The sequence below is a fragment of the Amphibacillus jilinensis Y1 genome (assembly GCF_000306965.1).
Taxonomy (GTDB): domain Bacteria; phylum Bacillota; class Bacilli; order Bacillales; family Amphibacillaceae; genus Amphibacillus_C; species Amphibacillus_C jilinensis.
Genome location: NZ_JH976444.1, coordinates 55,839 through 76,260 on the forward strand (window position 1 = coordinate 55,839; position 20,422 = coordinate 76,260).

The window sequence follows — 20,422 nt, forward strand, 5'->3', positions numbered from 1 at the left end:
TTCTCACTCCTTATTACAAATCTAATCCTTCAATTTCTTCTACGTCCTCTGTCGTTGGTTCAGAGGCATCTTCTTCATAAAATTGTATCGCTAACTCCGATAAGGTTCCATCAGCTCTCATTTCTTCAAGCACTTCATTAATAACTTCAGTCAATCGATCTTCATCCTTTTTCATCACAATAGCCTGCTCAGTAGGATGGAATTTTAAATCTGGATGGATCATAATATCAAAATCAGGGAATGCAGCCACACCAAATGTTGACAAATAATAATCATTGACAATTACATCCGTACGACCCGTGGAAACATCACGTAAGTAAGCCTCATTATTGGCATTACCATAAGTAACAACTTCAGCACCGTAATGTTCGGCAATTTGACTATAAATCGTTGTTGCGCCACCACCTGCTTTTTTTCCATCTAAATCTTCAAGACTGTGAATACCGGAATAATCACTTTCTCTTACCACCATCGTTGAATAAGAATACTTGTAAGGTTCTGAAAAATTAAATTGTTGCTTACGATTATCGGTCGCTTCAATATCATTAGCGGCTAAATCAATCCGGCCACTATCAATCGCTGGTAACATACTATCAATACTCATTTCTTCAAATTGAACCTCTACATTTAATCGGTCTGCAATTTCTCGAATCACTTCTACATCATAACCTGTTAACTGGTCTTGATCATCATAATAAGAAGCATTAATAAGTGTTCCAGAAGTCGCTACTGTAATCTCTCCAGATGCTTCGATCTCACTCCACAAGTCATCGCCTTGGGTAGTTTCATCTTCACCACCTTGAGTATCCGTTTCGTTATCTTGCTCAGTTCCACACGCTGCCAATAAAAATACAGCAAATAATAGTAACATTAATGTCTTTTTCATACGCATTTTTTGGTCCCCCATTTATTTTTTTATTTGATTCTGTTATAAAAGATAACAGTTTTTGTCTATTAAATCAAGAAAAAACAGCTCTGTATTATATTTTTTATCGATATCTGTTATATAACATAATAATGCACCGCCTTTGTTTTATGTCACAGAATGTTCAAAATTAATTTTCACAGCTAAATTTAAATTGTCTTATAATAAATTTATGATATAATCTAATTATAATAATTATTATTTAATATAACTAAATAAACCTTTATATATCAATGAATTAGGTCAATATTAATGATTATTATTATCAATTAAAAAAGGAGTTGATTGTTTTTGCTTTCTTTAACTAAAATTATTCTAAATAATAATCAGATTCATTCTCAATTAGAACGAAATATTTTTTCTGGTATTAAACACCATTCGGAACTTATAGCTTCACTTATCAGTGGGGGGTTAATCATTACTGCTTGGTTGTTCACTTCATCTCTATCTGAATTTATGTGGATAACGATACATTTAGCTGCTTTTACAATTGGTGGCTTTGCCAAAGCAAAACAAGGCATTCTTGATACATTTAACAACAAAACATTAAATGTGGAGTTGCTAATGATTTTAGCAGCAATTGGCTCTGCCACGATTGGTTATTGGGCAGAAGGTGCCATCCTGATCTTTATTTTCTCCCTATCTGGCGCATTAGAAACATACACACTTCAAAAAAGTGAACGCGACCTTTCAGCATTATTAAAATTACAACCCGATACAGCTTTAAGAATTAATGATGGTGAAGAAACGGTCGTGTTAATCGAAGATTTGATAATTGGCGACTCCCTTCTAATCAAGCCAGGGGAACGTGTGGCTGCGGACGGTATTATAACAACAGGTCGATCGACTGTTGATGAAAGCGCCCTAACAGGGGAATCGATCCCCGTCGAAAAATCAATTGGTGATCATGTCTACGCAGGCACAATCAATAAAAGCGGTCGCTTAACGATGGAGGTGACCACGGAAGCAAGTCAATCTTTTGTCCAAAAAATTATGGCATTGGTTCAACATGCTCAAAATGAAAAATCACCCTCGCAACTATTTATTGAACGTTTTGAAAGTATTTATGTCAAATCGGTATTAACATTGGTTGGTATGATGATCGTTCTACCTTACTTTCTGTGGGGATGGAGTTTTACTGATACCATTTATCGGGCGATGATTTTACTTGTGGTAGCTTCACCGTGTGCATTGGTCGCTGCCATTACACCTGCAACACTATCGACGATTTCCAATGGCGCTCGGCAAGGTATCTTATTCAAAAGTGGTGTTTTTATAGAAAATTTAGCACATGTTAAAGCCATTGCTTTTGATAAAACGGGGACATTGACCATGGGGACACCGAAGGTTACTGATTTCCTAGTCAAACCTGGAGAAGCTAAAGAAGAAATTATGAAAAAGATTAAAGAAATTGAAACAGGATCATCTCATCCGTTGGCAGAAGCCATTGTTCAATATGCTGAAACTTACGAAACACCTGAACAGACTATAGAAATTAATGAAATGATAGAAGAGACTGGCATCGGTATTAGAGCTGTAGTCAATCAAGAGTCATGGGCTATTGGAAATCAAAAAATAGTCAAGACAGGGCAGCAAGATAACTGGTTTGAAGAAGCGGTGATACAGTTAACCACTGAAGCAAAAACACTTGTATTTGTGACACGCCAAGATGAAGTCATCGCTATTCTGGCATTAAAAGATCAAATCCGCCAAGATACAATTGAAGCGATTCGCGCCTTTAAAGCTAGTGGTATTCATACAGTTATGCTTACTGGGGATCACAAGAAAACAGCCCAAGCGATTGCTAATGAAATAAAAATTGACCAATATATTGCCAATTGCATGCCAGATGATAAAGTTCATGCATTAAAGGAATTACAGAGTAAGTATACATCGGTGATGATGATCGGTGATGGTATTAACGATGCCCCTGCTCTTGCTACAGCGGATATTGGGGTTGCAATGGGTGCAGGCACTGATGTTGCAATAGAAACAGCAGATATCATTTTAATAAAAAATAAGCTTGAAAAGATGTCCCATGCCCATAAATTGTCAAACCGAATGAATCGCATTATTAAGCAAAATGTCTTTTTCTCTATTAGCGTCATTCTAGTATTGATTGTCTCTAATCTTTTACAAGTTATTAATTTACCTTTAGGCGTTATCGGTCATGAAGGAAGTACGATTCTTGTCATTCTCAACGGATTACGCATGTTAAAATAACAAAATAACCTTCTCTACTTTCATTTGATACCTAAAGAAGGGCTAACTTATTGATAGAAAGCTAAACATATAAGGCATTATGTTTAGCTTTCCCTACCTATCCCTGCGCTTCATTAGCTGACCGTTTTCGGATTATTTCTGTATGTTGTCTCCCCCATTGATGCATAGCTTCTAATATAGGTTTCAAAGTCTCGCCATACACGGTGATTGTATATTCAACTTTAGGTGGTACCTCCGGGTAAACCTTCCTACTAATAATGCCTTCTTCTTCTAATTCACGCAATTGCTTCGTTAGCATCTTCTGCGTTACATTCGGAATACGACGCTTAAGTTCATTAAAACGCAGCGTGCCCTCACTCAGTAAATGCAACAAAATAATTGGTTTCCATTTGCCCACTAATATATTTAAAGCATCACTCACTTGACATGCATCAGGTTCAATTGTCATTATTCTCCCTCCCCTCAAGTATGTGTAGATATTATTCATCACAGATAAGCGCCCGTAAAACACCCGTCTCAAACTTGAACGTAGCGCTCATCGATTTAGGCGCGAGCTAACCACCACTAATGTCCTGCTTCACTCAACCAATACTCAATCGGTGAGGAACGAAGACGTCCACTGGGTCAGGGTTCGCTTTATTGACATGACAAAGCAGATCTTAATAGTATCTTTTAGGATACTATACCACTTAAATGTACGTACTTACAAAAAAACGGTTTATCACTTAAAATAGGGTACTATAAATATAAAGAAAGGTTGATAAGATGGAACAATACAGGATAAATAAAGATGCTGGCTTAGAATTTGGTATCTACTCACTGGGTGATCATTTAGCTAACCCCAATAATGGCAAACGGATTTCTGCTTCACAGAGACTACATGAGATCATTACGTTTGCTCAATTAGCTGATCAGGCTGGCTTGGACTTCTTTAGCGTAGGCGAAAGCCATCAACCGTATTTCACGACACAGGCACATGCCGTTGTGTTAGGTGCAATTGCTCAAGCAACAAGGAATATTAAAATCGGCAGTTCTTCAACAATTATTAGTACGTCTGATCCCGTTCGTGTTTATGAAAATTTCGCTACCCTTGACCTTATTTCACAGGGACGAACAGAAATCATAGCTGGTCGAGCATCTCGTGTAGGATTATTTGATTTACTCGGTTATAACCTTAATGACTATGAAGCTTTATTTGAAGAAAAATTTGAACTCTTATTGAAAATCAATAAACAAAAGATTATCAATTGGGAAGGACAATTCCGTCCACCATTACAAAATGCTGAAGTATTACCACGCCCACTCAATCATACATTACCAATCTGGCGAGCAGTTGGTGGTCATTCAGCAAGTGCGATTAAAGCAGGTAGACAAGGGGTTCCTATGTTCTTGGCTCATTTAGGCGGTCCAGTGACTACCTTTAAACAAACGATAGATGCATACCGCGAGGCGGCAAGCGAAAGTGGCCATGATCCAGAGCAACTTCCTGTTGCTACAGCAGGGTTCTTTTATGCCGCTGAAACCTCGCAACAAGCCTTAAAAGACTTATACCCTCATATTAATGAAGGGATGAAAAAAACAAATGGACAAGGCTTCCCAAAACAGCACTTTGCTCAAGGTATTGAACGCCATAATGTCATGAATATCGGAAGTCCGCAACAAATCATTGAAAAAATACTTTATCAGCATGAAATGTTTAATCATCAACGCTATATTGCACAAATTGATTTTGGTGGCATGCCATTCGATCAATTGCAGCGAAACATCGATATCATTGGTTCTGAAATTTTACCAGCTATACGCAAGTACACCAGAAAAAACGATAACTGATTACTTTTCACTCGTTCATATAAAGCTAGAAAGTTAAGGAGTTGACGTTATATTATGAATATAGTAGCACTATCCGGTTCTAATGTCGGAACAAAAACAAAAATCGCAATAGATTACGCGGTCGATAAATTAAAAGAAACTGAAGAAAACCAGCAAATGGTTACACTTGATTTATCAGCGTACGATATTCAATTTAGTGATGGGCGAAATTATTTAGATTATAAAGGGGATACCGCATACGTAGCTAAAACAATTATGGAAGCTGATGTAATTATTATAGGAACACCCATTTTTCAAGCATCTATTCCTGCATCATTAAAAAACATTTTTGATTTACTCCCAACAGATGGCTTGCGTGATAAAATTGTTAGTATGATTGTTACAGCTGGCTCACAGCGACACTATCTAGTAGCTGAAATGCAACTCAAACCTATTTTAAATTACATGAAAGCACATGTCGTTGAAAACTATGTTTTTATTGAGGAGAAAGATTATCACATGAAGGAAATAATTAATGATGATGTTTTCTTACGCATTGATCGTTTACTTGAGGATACCTTCACTTTATCTGAAGTCTACCAAGACGTTCAAAAGAAAAAAGACGCAGCTTATGGATTTTAATCACTTCAATCAACTATTATCGACCTACTCAACATTCATTTTCATCATGAAATGAACCACCAATCAGTGGGCGTTTTACGCATGATTGTCTACGATAAAGCAAGCAAGAGGTTGGGACAAAAGTAAAAGACGTAAGATCAGTTGCGAATGATCCGTTTGTTTTGTGAATGGATTATTCGTCTTTATTATATTAAAACGAATGATATCAAATAGCTGAGGAAATATGCGACACTCTAGCGGGAACAGCACGAGCTGAAGATCCATTCAGTAAAGCGCTTTTGGCTTTACTGAATTAGCTGAAGCCGTGCCCGCAGAAAGGGAGTATATTTCCTCTGCGGGTATGTGATAAACCTACACATTCTAACATCATTCGTATTTGGAGAGCATATTTTTGTTATGTCCCGGCCTCTTGTGTTTTTACAGTATCAAACCACTTTACTTTCGCCCACGATAGGCAGCAACCATCGCATTAATTTCACCACCGGTAATAATTATGATACCAGAGATATAAAACCAAATCATCAAGACAATCACACCACCTAAGCTCCCGTACGTAGCCGAGAAATCGCCCATCGTATTGACATAAAAAGAAAAACCAAGTGAAGAAGCTTGCCAACCTAATGTAGCAAATAACGCTCCAAATAATGTATCTTTTATATAAACTTTCGTATTCGGCGCCAAACGATACAAATAGAGAAAAACAATAAAGAAAACAGAAGATGAAATGACCCACCTTAACGTATTCCATATCCCAATAAACTCTTCACTCGCACCGAAAAAGGAAAAAATGTACAGACCAATCATCCGACCAAACACAGGTAGCAGTAAGGCAACTACAATAAGTATTAGCACTGAAATTAATAATGATATCGCAATTAATCTTCCAACTATAAAAGAACGATTTTCTTCAACACCGTACGCCTTGTTTAAGGCGCGCATAATGGCATTGATGCCATTAGAAGCTGACCAAACCGTCCCAATAATACCTAAAGATAATAATCCACCGCTACTTGATTGAACCACTTGATCTAAGTTATTTTCAATCAATGCCATCGAATCGCCTGGAATGTACGTCCGCATCATATTCATTATTTCTTGATAATCAATTGGCAAATAACCAAGCAAGGTCACTAAAAAAATCAGTAGTGGGAATAGAGAAAGTAAAAAAAAGTAAGATAACTGTGCAGATAAACTAGTAACTTCATCATTTGAAAAACGTTTAAATAATGCTAATATAAAGGTTTTAACCGAATCAAAATAGTTATTTTTAGCCATACAACGGCCCCCATTCTTTTGATTCTATTTGTGTATTCGTTTTTTTTCAAATTCATCAATTAATAATTCAAATTGCGTCGCCAAATGAATGGTTAAATCTAATGTTTGAGTAGTTAATGCAACTGCGCTATTCATCGTTTGAGAACAACGTTGTACGATTTCACTAGGATGAGTAGAAACATATACTATACCACGTTTTGCTTCATTAATATTTTTGCTTAATGCAGTTCTTGTTTGTCGGTGTATGAGTGAAAGTGCACCACCTACACATGCACCTACTAATATACTCTTATAAAAAAGACTTTGACGCATCAAGTCACTTCCTTTGATTAATTTAGTTGGTTTGCTTTTTTTATTTCGTCAAGTAAAGCTTGACATCCTGCTTCTATTAACGCGTAGGTCTGATCAAAATCACCGGTGAAATAGGGATCAGGGACATTTTTCATCGAGGTACTATCTAAATAATCCATAAGTTTAGCAACAGCAGCAGTGGGTGCCTCTTTCTTTATCGTTGATAAATCTGCAATATTCTGATCATCCATAGCAATAACATAATCAAATGCATCTAAATCCTCTGCTGTAACTTGCCGCGCTGTAATCCCTTGATAAGAAATTTGTTTTTCATCGAGTTTAGCCTGTGTTCCTTGATGGGGCGATTTGCCTGTGTGCCAAGAACCCATTCCACCAGAATCAATCACAAAATGGTCAGATAGGCCTTCCTTTTCAACCAAATGTCTAAAATAGGCCTCAGCCATTGGTGATCGACAGATGTTACCTAAACAAACGAATAAAACCTTTATCATACTCTATACCCCTTTTCTTATTTTTTACACGCCAAACTTGACTAGCCTTTATGTAAATGAGCATGTTCACTTTGCTGTTAAAGTAACAATAAAACAAACCTTCAATCAGTTGACGTGTGCGTTCTTCTCACACTTATTAGTCGGCCGTCATCATATCCTCATGAAGTACTCTCTTATGCTGGGTAAAGAATAGCTTCCAACTCCGTTGCGGGTAATGGGCGACTATAATAATAACCTTGATAGTAATCACACTGATAATCCTGTAATAGCTTCAACACTTGTTCTTCTTCAACCCCTTCAGCAACTACTTTCAAACCAAAAGTATGAGCCAGTTGAATCATTGCCTTAACGATTTCTAGACTACTCGGCTCTACGAGCGCATTGCGAATGAAGGATTGATCAATTTTGAGAAAATGAATCGGGAACTTTTTCAAATAACCAAATGAAGAATAACCTGTACCAAAGTCGTCAATTGATAAAGATATGCCCATTTGCTTTAAAGTATGCATTGTTTTAATACAATCTTCTGTATTTTGCATGACGCTATTCTCGGTAATTTCAATTTCTAAATAGCTAGGATCCATACGCGTTTCAGCTATTATTTGTTTAATTTGCTCAGCAAAATCAAACCTTTGTAGTTCAATAGCAGATACGTTAACAGCAATCCTAATGGGATCATGTCCTGCCTCAACCCAACGCACATGCTGATGACAAGCCTCTCGAATGACCCACGCCCCGATTTGAGTGATAATCCCACTTTCCTCTGCTAAAGGAATAAATGTTGCAGGTGATATTGCCCCCTTCAAAGGATGATCCCATCGAATTAAAGCTTCCAAGCCTGTTACTTCGCCGGTTAAAACGTTTAGTTGTGGTTGATAATAAAGCTCAAATTCGTTACGCTGCAACGCCTTGCGTATATCCGCTTCAAGCAACAAAATATCATTATACATTTTGTTCATTTTTGGTGTATAAAACAAACGACTATTTCGCCCATTCACTTTACAATAATGCACAGCGATACTGGCATGATTGATCAGTTCGTCATCTGAAAATGCGTCTTCCCCATAATAACTTATACCAATCGAGGACGTCACGAAAAATTCATTCCCTTGTATGGCGATCGGTTGCTTTATTGCTAAAAGCATTTGTTCACTTAAGTCATGAATCGATGGGTGGGAATCATGAATAATAAGACTGAATTCATCACCACCATAACGGTATAAAACGCCTCTTTGCTTAACAAATTGACTTAGCCTATTGGAAATAATATCAATAACTTGATCACCTATAGGTTCACCTAAAGTATCATTAATATATTTTAATCGATCAATGTCACAGTACAACACAGCGAAAGGTACTTTTTCACCATTTAATACCGCCTGTTTTAGATCTTCACGGAATTTCGTCCGATTTGGTAGCTGTGTTAACGTATCAAAATAAGCAAGTTGCCTTACCCTTGCTTCCGCCTTTTCTAATGACGTAATATTTATCGAAGAACCAACCACTTCAATGACATCATTATGTTCATAAATAGGTGACAGCACGGTATATAGCGATAATCCATGAAAGTGATGTTTGAAATGCATTTCCTCACCTTCAAAAGCCTGATTGAAATAACGAGTGACCTCAGCAACTTTGTCAGTAAAAAAGATATTTTCAACCGCTTCCTTGCCTTGACCATTAAGTTTGTCCATCAATTTATCGGCCAATTTACCTTCAAACATTCGAAAATGATAGCTACCATTCGCCTTATGCCTATGTACACGAAAAGTCAAATTCATCAGCTGACTAAATACCTTTCGATAATCATCATCTAATGCCTCAATTAGACGTTTATCATCATGCTTAACATCACTAATATCTGTACGAAAGACAATAAAGGTTGTAAATTGCCCATTCGGATCAGGCGTAGGGATCACACACGTACGAAACCAAAACATCTCACCTTGCTTAGTAGCTGTACAAATATCACCTCGCCATACTTCTCCTGAACGAATCGTGTACCACATCTTTTCATAAAAATCGTTATGATGTACACCTGCATGTAAAATACGATAATGGTGGTGCAATAGTTCTTCTTGTTGATAGCCAAGTTGCTGGCAAAAATCCTCATTAATAAAAGTAATATACCCATCCACGTCCATAACCAGCATTTGAAAAGCTTTGCTTACCATCGTTTTCAATGTCTCATTAAACGCTAAATAATCTTTGAGGTAAGGGTAAAATTTTTTGTTGAACGTATCCTTAAGTTCCATTGTTGGCGCATGATATATTTCGTCTAGTAATTCTTCTATTTTTTTATGATCACGCTCATATTTAATTATATTTATTGTCATCTCTTCACCTTTTAATTGAATTGTCTATAACAACACGCTTTTACTTATTATACCTAATAATTTCAATAAAAAAAAGCAAGCAATTGTAATGATGACAATTATAAAGCGAACCTTCAATCAGTGGGCGTGTTCTTCCCCACTGATTGTTAGCTGAGTGAATCAGGACATTAGCGTCCGTTAACATCCGCCTAAATAAATCAAATTTACGCTCTATTTCGAATCGGTTGTTTTACGGACGGTTATCTGTGATAAAACGAACCTTTAATCAGTGGCCATTTGCATTGTTCGCTCACTATTGGCTAGTTGATTGAGTGAAACAAGGCAATAGCGCCCACCAACCTAAATCATTTGCTCTACTTTCCATGTTGATACAGATAGGTGTTTTATCGACGGTTATCTACGATAAATAAGTCCGCTTATCTACCCAAAGCAACAATCATTCCAAGTAAAGTTGAAAAATTAAATCAGCACATTAAGCTAAATACATTTATTTTATTTGCCCAGCAATAGTTTGTTGTAGTTCTTCGGCCAGTTGATTATGTTTCCAAGCTTTATACTGTTTTGGGTATATAGCTTGCCCGATCGTTAAAGAGACATGCGCTGGCTGAATTTTTCCATCTTTCTCTTCTAGCATTTTGTATGTTCCATCAATGGTAACAGGTACAATAGGAACTTCAGCTCTCGTAGCTAGCCGTAAACTTCCGGATTTAAACGTCTGAACATCCGGTCCCTTACTTCTTGTTCCTTCAGGGAAAACCACTATCGATTGGCCTAACTTTAGGCTTTCAACGCCGTCATCAATTACTTTAATAGCAGCACGTCGATTCGAACGGTCAATAAAAACACATTTTAACTGGATCATCCACTTACTTATAATCGGAATTTTTTTTATTTCTTGTTTTGCAATAAAACCAACTGGCTTATCCAAGTAAGCGAGCAAAACGAGAATATCAAATAACCCTTGGTGATTGGCAACAACTAAAACCGGTTGATCCGGAAGGTTTTCACGGCCTTTTACCGTTACGGTTGATTTTGTTTTTTCAATGACACGCTTTGAAACCCTTGCAGGTGTGTCAAAAATTTGCTTCGCCTTTTCTGGATAAGGAGAATCAGGGATTTTGGTCGCTTTTCTTAATTTGGTTAAACTTCCAAGTACTAAAATAGCTGAATATGCATAAATTAAAATGGTTTTCATTTTTAAAAATCTCCCTTTGTTTCTATCTCGTCACATTTACTCATTATATAAGATTTACCAACGACTTACGAGCACTAATTGTAACGCTTTTATATACTTAGGGATAATTTTTAGTCGGTATGGTACTTTTTGCTTTTGTCCTTTCCCTAGAAGACATGCTATACTATTGAACACTGTGGATATAGGTCATACTATGTTCATATACTCATTACAACTCAGATACGTACTGGAGGAAAAACACGATGTTTAACCATACAGCAATTGGAATTGATCTTGGTACAGCGAATATCCTTGTTTATACAAAGCAGAAAGGGATTGTTTTTAACGAACCCTCAGTTGTAGCTGTCGACACAAAAACAAATGAACTCGTTGCTATTGGACATGAAGCAAAAGAAATGATTGGTAAGACACCAAAAAACATCGTTTCAATCCGCCCTTTAAAAGAAGGCGTCATTGCGGATTATGATGTGGCTGCGCAAATGTTAAAAGCTATTTTACGTAAAGTGGCGAAAAAAATTGGCATCTCATTAAGAAAACCTGTTGTTATCGTCTGTACACCATCTGGAAGTACAGCAGTCGAAAAACGCGCGATTGAAAATGCTGTAAAAAGCTTTGGTGTTAAAGAAGTTCATTTAATTGAAGAGCCTGTTGCCGCTGCAATCGGAGCTGGGCTACCGATTAGTGAACCGATTAGTAGTGTCATTGTTGACATTGGTGGAGGTACAAGTGAAGTAGCCATCATTTCATACGGTGGTATTGTCACCTCTCGTTCTATTCGAATAGCTGGCGATAAGATGGATGAAGAAATTATACATTACATCCGTCAAAAAAATAACGTGCTGATCGGCTATCAAACCGCCGAACGCATAAAAAAAGAAATCGGTTATGCGTTAATCGATCATGATCCAATCTCCATTCAGATTAGTGGACGAGATCTTGTGAGCGGTCTCCCTAAAGAGATTACCGTCACTTCAGAAGAAGTTCAAACAGCGATTCGTGAATCATTAGAGCATATAGTAGGTACTATTCATGCAACATTAGAGGATTCTCCACCCGAGTTAAGTGGTGACATTGTCGAACATGGCATTACTTTAGCTGGTGGGGGTGCACTATTAAAAGGGATGGAACAGTGGTTGCGTAAAGAATTAGCTGTTCCGGTTAGAATAGCAGAAGATCCACTCAATGCTATTGCCATCGGTACAGCAGAATCGATTAAACAAATGAGCAAATTTAAAAGGCTTGGTTAACAACCAAGCCTTTTAAATTTATAAATGGACAGTCAATACTTCAGTTTCACCTTTAACAACGGTTTGGTTAATATTTTTATCTACTGATGCGACATCACTTGTGATCACTAATGGCGTAATTGTTTTAGCTTTCTCTTGAACAAAATCTAGATCAACCGTAATCAGTGGGTCACCAACATTGACTTTATCACCTTCTTGAATATGAGCAGTAAATCCTTCTCCATCAAGCATAACGGTATCTAAACCAATATGGATCAAATATTCAATCCCTGCATTTGACTTAATTCCTACGGCATGTAAGGTTGGAAATAAATTCACAATTTGACCACTTATCGGCGCCACAATCTTACCATCCGTCGGTTTAAAAGCTAATCCATCTCCCATCATTTTTTCAGAAAATGTAGGATCTGGTACTTCAGTGATATCTACCGCTTCACCAGTAATTGGCGATACTAATACCTCTTTGTCTACTTTCTCTTGTTTACCAAATAACTTTTTAAACATTTATAGCTACCTCCCAAGATTTTCACTATAATTTGTATTTACCCTACTTCTGTCATTATAAAGCAAAATCAAGCTAATTCATATCGATTTTGTTGAATAATTCTTTTAAATTCGACAATTCCTCTGCTGTAAATGTAATTCCCTTCCCCATCTTTTCATGATTTGGGCCCCAATCTCGCAAATCATATTTAGGCTCACGATTATTCCATGAAATGAGGTTTAACTCTTTTTTCCACCCTGAAGATGATTCTGATAGAACGCCAAGCTCTTTTAAAATTTCAAATTGTATATTAGCCACTATTCTCCCTCCTTAATGATGGGCCAATCACTTAATGAATCGATCGTATAGGTTGGCTTAACCTTTATGCTTTTAAGTTCGTCTTTCGTTGTTACTCCAGAAAAAACAAGTAGCGAGTCAATGCCAGCCTGAATACCAGCTAAAATATCTGTATAATAGTTATCCCCTACCATAACCGTTGAAGCTTTATCAGTACCTAATACTTCTAATGCTTGTTCTACTATGATTGATTCAGGTTTACCAATAAATTGTGGCTTAACGCCTGTAGTAACAGACAAAACAGAAATGAGCGATCCGGCACCTGGTAAAAAACCACGTTCACTCGGTAATGCCACATCACCGTTAGTGGCGACAAATTTTGCACCGTTCCGGATCGCTAGTGCTCCGATCGCTAATTTTTCATATGTAATATCACGAGCTAGTCCCATGACAACATAATCAATCGCCTCATCGGTTAAGGTTAAACCTGCTTCTTCCAAAGCTAACGTTAAACCTTCTTCTCCGATCGGATAAACACGCGCACTTGGCGCTTGTTCTGCAATATAAGTAGCTGTTGCCATACTCGTTGTAAACACATCTTCTTCACGAGCAGGTACGTCCATCTCTCGTAATTTCGCAGCTACATCACGAGGATGTTTAGTTGAATTATTGGTTAAAAAAAGATAAGGAATGTTTTGTTGCTTTAAGTTTTTCACAAATTCAATGGCATCCGGAATTTTCTCAGTTCCATTATAGACTGTACCATCTAGATCAATTAAATAACCCGCATATTTTTTCATTTTTTAGCCCCCATTAAAATTTCAAAATTATTTGTTATTTTCTGAATACATGATAATATAGTACATACGTAACTAAAAGAATTATAACTTTTCAGATGGTTTAATGTAAAATAGTTTATCAAAATACATTTAAGTGGTATGTTAAGTATGGGAGAATATATAACATACACGTTTAAAATTTTCATATTAAAGAGAGGTAGTAAAAGTCAATGACACGTCATACGCCAAGAGCAGTAATTGTTATTTTCGGAGCAACAGGGGATTTAGCCAATCGGAAATTATACCCTTCATTATACCGTTTGTACCGCAATCATAAATTATCTGAACATTTTGCGGTCGTTGGAGTAGCCCGTCGGCCTTTAACTAATGAAGATTTTCGTAATAATATAAAAAAATCAATTGCAGAATTTCAAGACGACCCAATTGATCACGACGCATTTGCAGCTCATTTTCACTATAATCCTTTTGATGCACAACATTTATCTGAATATCAAAAGCTTGATAATTTTATAAGTGAATTAGATGATAAGCATCAAGCAGGTGGTAATCGTTTATTTTATATGGCAATGGCACCTAACTTCTTTGGGCCAATTGCGGCCAACTTAAAATCACAAGGATTAACCGATAATCGTGGTTGGTCACGCCTTGTCATTGAAAAACCATTTGGACATAACTACGAGACAGCACAACAATTAAATGAACAAATTGGTCAAGCGTTTTCAGAGGATCAAATTTACCGCATTGACCATTACTTAGGTAAACAAATGGTGCAAAATATTGAAATTGTCCGTTTTGCTAACGCGATGTTTGAACCACTATGGAACAATCAATATATTGCTAATGTGCAGATTACTTCAAGTGAAGTATTAGGTGTTGAAGAACGCGGGCGTTATTATGACGAATCTGGTGCGCTACGCGATATGGTTCAAAATCATATGCTTCAAATCGTTTCGTTATTAGCAATGGAGCCACCTGCTAAGTTACATCCAGATGAAGTTCGTTATGAAAAAGTCAAAGTACTTAGAAGCCTTCGTCAGTTAGAAGAAAAAGATGTGAATGCATACTTTGTACGTGGTCAATACGATCAAGGTGAAATAGCAGGGAAAGCCGTCGATAGTTACCGTGATAGTAATGGTGTAGCATCTGATTCTAACACAGAAACCTTTGTCGCCGGTAAATTTATGATTGATAACTTTCGTTGGGCAGGCGTCCCTTTCTATGTTCGTACTGGGAAACGAATGGCTAAAAAAGCAACAGAAATTGTTATTCAATTTAAAGATTTACCGATTAATTTATACAAGGATAAAGGCGATACGATCGATCCAAATTTACTTATTATTCGTATCCAACCAGATGAGGGCATTACCATGCACCTTAATGCAAAAAAAACCGACTATGAAACGACGAGCACACCTATTGCCATGCACTATAATAAGGCTGACCAGAACACTGAAAGTCCAGAAGCTTACGAAGTACTTATTAAGGATTGTTTAAATGGAGACTCAACAAGTTTTGTTCACTCTGATGAAGTGTCCTTATCATGGAAATTCGTCGATACGATATCAAAAGTTTGGATGAACGAAAAAGCTGATTTCCCCAACTATCCGTCTGGTACAAATGGACCTCAGCAAGCAAACGAACTATTAGCAGAAGACGACTTTCACTGGTGGGAAATAAATTAAAAATGTCCTTCAATTAGAGCGCATTTCGTTCTTTCCACTGATTGTTAGTGGGATGCACTAGGAGATTAGCGCCTGTTATTACCAAATTTACCTCTGTTCTCTATTTTGAGGTGGACGATTATCTGTGGTAAACGCAAAGTGGTAAGCTAAAAAGAATATATTCGTACAACGTTTTCGGACCGAAAAACTGTCAATGCGCAGCATACAGTAGAATCGAACTTTGCATTTACGGCAACAAACTTGAGAAAGTTCACAGTCTCAAATAGAAAAACACTGTCCGATTAGGTCAATAATCGCAAAAAAAGTTCCAAGCAAATTTCTTATTGCTTGGAACTTTTTATTTACTGAAATTATTTTTACTTTACGCCATCCATTCTGTGTGGAAAGTTCCTTCTTTATCAATACGCTGATACGTATGAGCACCAAAATAATCACGTTGGGCTTGGAGTAAATTAGCTGGCAATGTTTCCGTTCGATAACTATCATAATAAGCAAGTGCACTCGCAAAACCTGGAACTGGAATACCTCGCTCCATTGCAATTGCTAAAACTTTTCTTAAAGATGTTTGATAGTTCTCAACAATGTCTTTAAAGTACTCGTCTAACATAAGATTAGCCAGATGTGGATCACGATCATAGGCATCCTTGATTTTTTGCAGGAATTGCGCCCGAATAATACAACCACCTCGGAAAATCATTGCAATTTCACCATAATTTAAATCCCAACCTTGCTCTTCTGATGCTGCACGCATTTGAGCAAATCCTTGGGCATATGAAGTAATTTTACTCATATAAAGGGCTTGACGAATCGCCTCAATTAATTCCGTCTTATCACCTTGATATGGCATATCCTGAGCGGATGGCCCACTTAAAACCTGACTTGCTTTAACACGTTCATCTTTCATTGCTGAAATAAAACGAGCAAAAACAGATTCCGTAACAACTGGAAGCGGTACACCAAGGTCTAATGCACTTTGACTTGTCCATTTCCCTGTACCTTTCTGACCAGCTGTATCAAGGATAACATCAACCATCGGCTTACCCGTTTCATCATCTGTTTTTGTAAAAATATCAGCAGTGATTTCAATTAAGTAGCTATCCAATTCACCTTTATTCCATTCTGCAAAGACGTTATGAAGTTCATCTGCAGATAGGCCAAGAATATGCTTTAACATAAAATAAGCCTCACTAATTAATTGCATATCCCCATATTCAATACCATTATGCACCATTTTTACATAATGACCGGCACCGTTAGGGCCAATATAAGTCACACAAGGATCACCATTAACTTTAGCAGAAATAGCTTCGAAAATAGGTGCAACACGATCATAGGCAGCTTTTTGTCCACCAGGCATAATAGAAGGACCTTTTAATGCTCCCTCTTCACCGCCAGATACACCTGTTCCAATGAAATGAATACCTGATTGATCTAACTCTTTATTACGACGAATCGTATCCTCAAAGAAAGTATTTCCACCATCAATGATAATATCTTCATCATCTAATAATGGTTTAAGCGTCTCTATCGTTTTATCTGTTGCTGGTCCTGCTTTAACCATTAACATAATTTTACGTGGCTTTTCTAATGAATCAACAAATTCTTCAATGGTGGTTGCCCCAAAGAAATGCTTCCCCTTTGCTTCGTTAGCCATGAAGTCTTCTGTTTTTTTATACGTACGGTTAAAAACAGATACAGAATAGCCTCTGCTTTCAACATTCAAGGCAAGATTTTTTCCCATAACGGCTAAACCGATGACACCAAATTGTTGTTTTGACATGCTTTTTTATCTCCTTTATCTATGTAATACTAGTTCTATCATACGTGGAAATAGATGTTTTCGCAACTTTGACAGATCGAACTATCCCCCCCTATATACTAACTTATAATAGATTAGATAGCGATGCAATTAAATTTTTGAAAAATTCTATCATTTGTTTTAAAAAGTTAAAGTTTAAGATAAAACACCCCTCAATTTAGTGGGACTTTTTGCTCTTCGCCGATTGATTGTTAATTAAGTGGATCTCCGTTATTATCCAGCTATAATAGATTTAATGGTGTTTTCCATTTTGAGAGGGGATGTTTTACCGACGGTTATCTGTGATAAAATGTTCAATAGCATGTGCCGCTCCGTCTTGATCAAGCTCATCTGTCACCCAATCTGCCCGTTCCTTAACAAGCGCTTGGGCATTTCCCATGGCAACACCTACACCAGCTGCTTCAATCATTTTTAAATCGTTAATGCTGTCACCGACCGCCATTACCTGAGAAAAATCCAAATCTAATTGTTGTAGTAAAAAGTCAATCGCCGCAGCCTTGTGTGTACCTTTGGCATTTAATTCAATATTAGTCAAACTTGAATTACTGAGCTCAATGGTAGGCAGTTGTCTGAATTGCTCTTGCATTGCTGTTCTAATGGTATCATCTTCAACATCAAAACCAAATTTAATCCATTGATGTGCTAAATAATTATCAGGTAGTACTTCTCGATAAACTTTCTCATGGGAGACTAACCAATAAAATGTTTGATTTTGTTTATGGATCTCGATAATTTTTTCAACAGTTGCTTGGTCAATTGCTTGTCGTTTTAATAATTCCCCATCTCTTGTCCAAATTTCCCCACCATTTAAGGTAATCATATAGTTCACCCCTAATTGTTCAGCAAGTGGGAGACTTGTTGAACGATGTCTTCCTGTTGAAATGACGACTTCTACCCCTTGTTGTTGTGCTTTCTTGATAGCAGTAACCGTCGCTTCAGTCGCTCGTTCACCACCATGACTGACCAGTGTGCCATCTAAATCTAGTGCAACCAGTTTAAGTTCTTTATTCATAAATGTTTCCCCCTTTTCTCTCGTCACTTTAACTATAGCATGACCCAATAGCCACGTGAACCATTATGCTAATGCTTGGCACTTCATTTCAAAAAATAACACATCCTTTGCATAGTCAATGCTCAAGCACAGGCATTTATCAGTTCGTTAATTTGACAATAAGCAAGTTATAAGAGATAATAGGCTTTAGGCTTCGCCAAAGAAGCAAGGGTAAAATAATGGCATCTGCCAAATGTTTTTAAAAAATTTTGAAACGGAACGCAAGATTAATAAAGAAAAGCACCATTATGCTGGTGTTAAATTAAGCAAGACTTATTCACACTGGATCGACTTAGGAGTCGTAAGGATATAAGAGAGGTAGGGCTTATATCGTTTAGGTTAAAACATTCCAGGTGGAGACAACCGCGGCAATTAAATAAGGATGAGGGTTACTTCAAACAAGTAAACAAATAATCCATTAAATTTTATTTAATCATTTTACACTTGCAACATTCATGGGGGCACTTTTCTTTTGAAAAGTGCCTCTTTCCAATTCACATCAAGGTTCCACCAGAAATTTTTAATGACTCTCCTACAATATTTTTTACGGCATCTGTCAAAAGAAACGCGATTGCATTCCCCACCTCTTTTGGGGTCGTCATTCGACCTGATGGAATAGTCTCTTGTACAGCTGTCAACGTTTCCTGATAGGATAAACCATTTCGTTCCCCTTTATCACTAAGAATACGATAAGCCATTTCCGTATCGACAAACCCTGGGCATACCGCATTCACACGAATATTGTGTTTAATGGCTTCAATAGCCATCGATTGGGTCCAGCCCATCATGGCAAACTTGGTTGAGGCATAGGCACTATTTCCGTGCGTACCACGCAGACCAGATAATGATGCAACGTTAACAATATTACCGGTTTTCTTCTCCAACATTTTAGTATAAATCAACTGTGTTAAACTAAAGGCTGCTAGATAATTAATCGTCATCAATTCACTTATCGATTCCACATCTAACTGCTCAACGATCGTCCCTTTTGTTAGACCTGCACTATTGACTAAATCAGAAATAAAACCCAATTTCTGCTCAGCTCCCGCAACAAGTTGCTCTCGATCATCAGCTTGTGTGATATCTGCTTGTGCAACATAAAGTGACGCAGGATCCATCACTTGCTTTAAGTCATCTTGCAGTTGCTTTAGCTTTTCACCATTCCTCCCTGTAATCGTTAGTCTTGCTCCCATATCAGCCACGACTTTCGCCGTCTCAAACCCGATCCCACCAGTTGCACCAGTTATCAGAACATGTCTTCCTTTTAAAGCATCACTTGCAAAAATGGTCATCACAGCTTACCTCCATAATGTTTTAATGATTCGCTGATTCTATTACCCACTTAACCACCGAATAAACCATTTCTCGCCAGAGTTAGCTTCGACAACCAACAGGCACTTGCCGAAGTGGATCTTCAGCTCGCGCTTTTCCCATAGGAGTCTACGGGACTGCTGGGTGCTTGAGCCATTCTTGTGTAGAATGTTTAACTTTAACTGCAAAAAAACATATAGAAAGAACCGTCATATCAAATGGAGAAAGCCAATGGATGAGACGCCTTGAGGAATAGCATCAGCCTCAGGCTAGAGCGTCACTATTTTACGACGTAAGGAGTGAAAATAGTGACGTTTTTGTGCTGGTGGGTGAAAGTCTTTGCTGACAGAGCGAGTTAATACTCGTATTTGGAACTCGTATAAGTAATTATGAAATTCGTTATACAGAAGAAAAGAGATTAAAAACGGATTATTTTCATGTGTTTAGTCAGATTAAAACGCTAATAAAACGGAAGTGAAAGACGACGACTCCTGCGGGATCAGCACGCGTCCGAAGATCCACT

General features: G+C 37.4%; 18 protein-coding genes. 5 read left to right on the top strand and 13 right to left on the bottom strand.

The genetic code is table 11. The features are described from left to right. Positions 1–13: 13 nt before the first annotated feature. Positions 14–892 (bottom strand): transporter substrate-binding domain-containing protein, encoded by an 879-nt coding sequence (locus B494_RS0117875; RefSeq protein WP_017473751.1) that lies wholly within the window; start codon positions 890–892, stop codon positions 14–16. Between the two features lie 324 nt (positions 893–1,216). Between B494_RS0117875 and B494_RS0117880 the strand changes: the two genes are divergently transcribed. Continuing rightward, positions 1,217–3,148: a heavy metal translocating P-type ATPase gene (locus B494_RS0117880; RefSeq protein WP_017473752.1), complete on the top strand. Its 1,932-nt coding sequence runs from the start codon at positions 1,217–1,219 to the stop codon at positions 3,146–3,148. Positions 3,149–3,245: 97 nt separating this feature from the next. Here the strand turns inward: B494_RS0117880 and B494_RS0117885 are convergent, their stop codons facing one another. Further along, positions 3,246–3,596, bottom strand: a complete 351-nt coding sequence (locus B494_RS0117885) for a winged helix-turn-helix transcriptional regulator (RefSeq protein WP_017473753.1) — start codon at positions 3,594–3,596, stop codon at positions 3,246–3,248. Positions 3,597–3,913: 317 nt separating this feature from the next. Between B494_RS0117885 and B494_RS0117890 the strand changes: the two genes are divergently transcribed. Both B494_RS0117890 and B494_RS0117895 read left to right on the top strand, forming a co-directional pair. Further along, positions 3,914–4,978 (top strand): LLM class flavin-dependent oxidoreductase, encoded by a 1,065-nt coding sequence (locus B494_RS0117890; RefSeq protein ID WP_017473754.1) that lies wholly within the window; start codon positions 3,914–3,916, stop codon positions 4,976–4,978. A gap of 54 nt (positions 4,979–5,032) precedes the next feature. Next, a complete protein-coding gene (locus B494_RS0117895; protein ID WP_017473755.1) occupies positions 5,033–5,599 on the top strand; it encodes an NADPH-dependent FMN reductase in 567 nt (188 codons plus the stop codon). 435 nt (positions 5,600–6,034) lie between these two features. Here B494_RS0117895 and B494_RS0117900 read toward each other — a convergent pair whose 3' ends face one another. From B494_RS0117900 to B494_RS0117920, 5 genes are all read right to left on the bottom strand, one after another. Continuing rightward, positions 6,035–6,874: a YihY/virulence factor BrkB family protein gene (locus B494_RS0117900; protein WP_017473756.1), complete on the bottom strand. Its 840-nt coding sequence runs from the start codon at positions 6,872–6,874 to the stop codon at positions 6,035–6,037. Positions 6,875–6,898: 24 nt separating this feature from the next. Then, positions 6,899–7,186 (bottom strand): hypothetical protein, encoded by a 288-nt coding sequence (locus B494_RS19760; RefSeq protein ID WP_017473757.1) that lies wholly within the window; start codon positions 7,184–7,186, stop codon positions 6,899–6,901. 17 nt (positions 7,187–7,203) lie between these two features. Further along, positions 7,204–7,677: a low molecular weight protein-tyrosine-phosphatase gene (locus B494_RS0117910; RefSeq protein ID WP_017473758.1), complete on the bottom strand. Its 474-nt coding sequence runs from the start codon at positions 7,675–7,677 to the stop codon at positions 7,204–7,206. Positions 7,678–7,850: 173 nt separating this feature from the next. Beyond that, complete coding sequence (locus B494_RS0117915) at positions 7,851–10,013, bottom strand: sensor domain-containing protein (RefSeq protein ID WP_017473759.1); 2,163 nt, start codon at positions 10,011–10,013, stop codon at positions 7,851–7,853. A 487-nt stretch (positions 10,014–10,500) separates the two neighbouring features. After that, positions 10,501–11,208 (bottom strand): lysophospholipid acyltransferase family protein, encoded by a 708-nt coding sequence (locus B494_RS0117920; RefSeq protein WP_017473760.1) that lies wholly within the window; start codon positions 11,206–11,208, stop codon positions 10,501–10,503. A 242-nt stretch (positions 11,209–11,450) separates the two neighbouring features. Here B494_RS0117920 and mreBH point away from each other — a divergent pair, with 242 nt between their 5' ends. Continuing rightward, positions 11,451–12,455: a rod-share determining protein MreBH gene (gene mreBH / locus B494_RS0117925; RefSeq protein ID WP_017473761.1), complete on the top strand. Its 1,005-nt coding sequence runs from the start codon at positions 11,451–11,453 to the stop codon at positions 12,453–12,455. 18 nt (positions 12,456–12,473) lie between these two features. Here mreBH and B494_RS0117930 read toward each other — a convergent pair whose 3' ends face one another. From B494_RS0117930 to B494_RS0117940, 3 genes are all read right to left on the bottom strand, one after another. Continuing rightward, entirely contained in the window at positions 12,474–12,959 is a 486-nt protein-coding gene (locus tag B494_RS0117930; RefSeq protein ID WP_017473762.1) for a PTS sugar transporter subunit IIA, read from the bottom strand. Positions 12,960–13,032: 73 nt separating this feature from the next. Beyond that, entirely contained in the window at positions 13,033–13,257 is a 225-nt protein-coding gene (locus tag B494_RS0117935) for a YdbC family protein (RefSeq protein ID WP_017473763.1), read from the bottom strand. After that, entirely contained in the window at positions 13,257–14,036 is a 780-nt protein-coding gene (locus B494_RS0117940) for a TIGR01457 family HAD-type hydrolase (protein WP_017473764.1), read from the bottom strand. Before B494_RS0117940 ends, B494_RS0117935 begins: the two co-directional genes overlap by 1 nt. Positions 14,037–14,245: 209 nt before the next feature. On the opposite strand from B494_RS0117940, the gene zwf reads away from it, so the two are divergent. Further along, positions 14,246–15,718 (top strand): glucose-6-phosphate dehydrogenase, encoded by a 1,473-nt coding sequence (gene zwf / locus B494_RS0117945; RefSeq protein ID WP_017473765.1) that lies wholly within the window; start codon positions 14,246–14,248, stop codon positions 15,716–15,718. A 361-nt stretch (positions 15,719–16,079) separates the two neighbouring features. Here zwf and gndA read toward each other — a convergent pair whose 3' ends face one another. From gndA to B494_RS0117960, 3 genes are all read right to left on the bottom strand, one after another. Next, positions 16,080–17,498, bottom strand: coding sequence for an NADP-dependent phosphogluconate dehydrogenase (gene gndA / locus B494_RS0117950; RefSeq protein WP_017473766.1), 1,419 nt, complete (start codon positions 17,496–17,498; stop codon positions 16,080–16,082). A 304-nt stretch (positions 17,499–17,802) separates the two neighbouring features. After that, positions 17,803–18,549 carry a Cof-type HAD-IIB family hydrolase gene (locus B494_RS0117955; RefSeq protein ID WP_017473767.1) on the bottom strand — a complete coding sequence of 249 codons (747 nt, stop codon included), beginning with the start codon at positions 18,547–18,549 and terminating at the stop codon, positions 17,803–17,805. 533 nt (positions 18,550–19,082) lie between these two features. Further along, positions 19,083–19,880 (bottom strand): SDR family NAD(P)-dependent oxidoreductase, encoded by a 798-nt coding sequence (locus B494_RS0117960; protein ID WP_017473768.1) that lies wholly within the window; start codon positions 19,878–19,880, stop codon positions 19,083–19,085. Between the last annotated feature and the right edge of the window lie 542 nt (positions 19,881–20,422).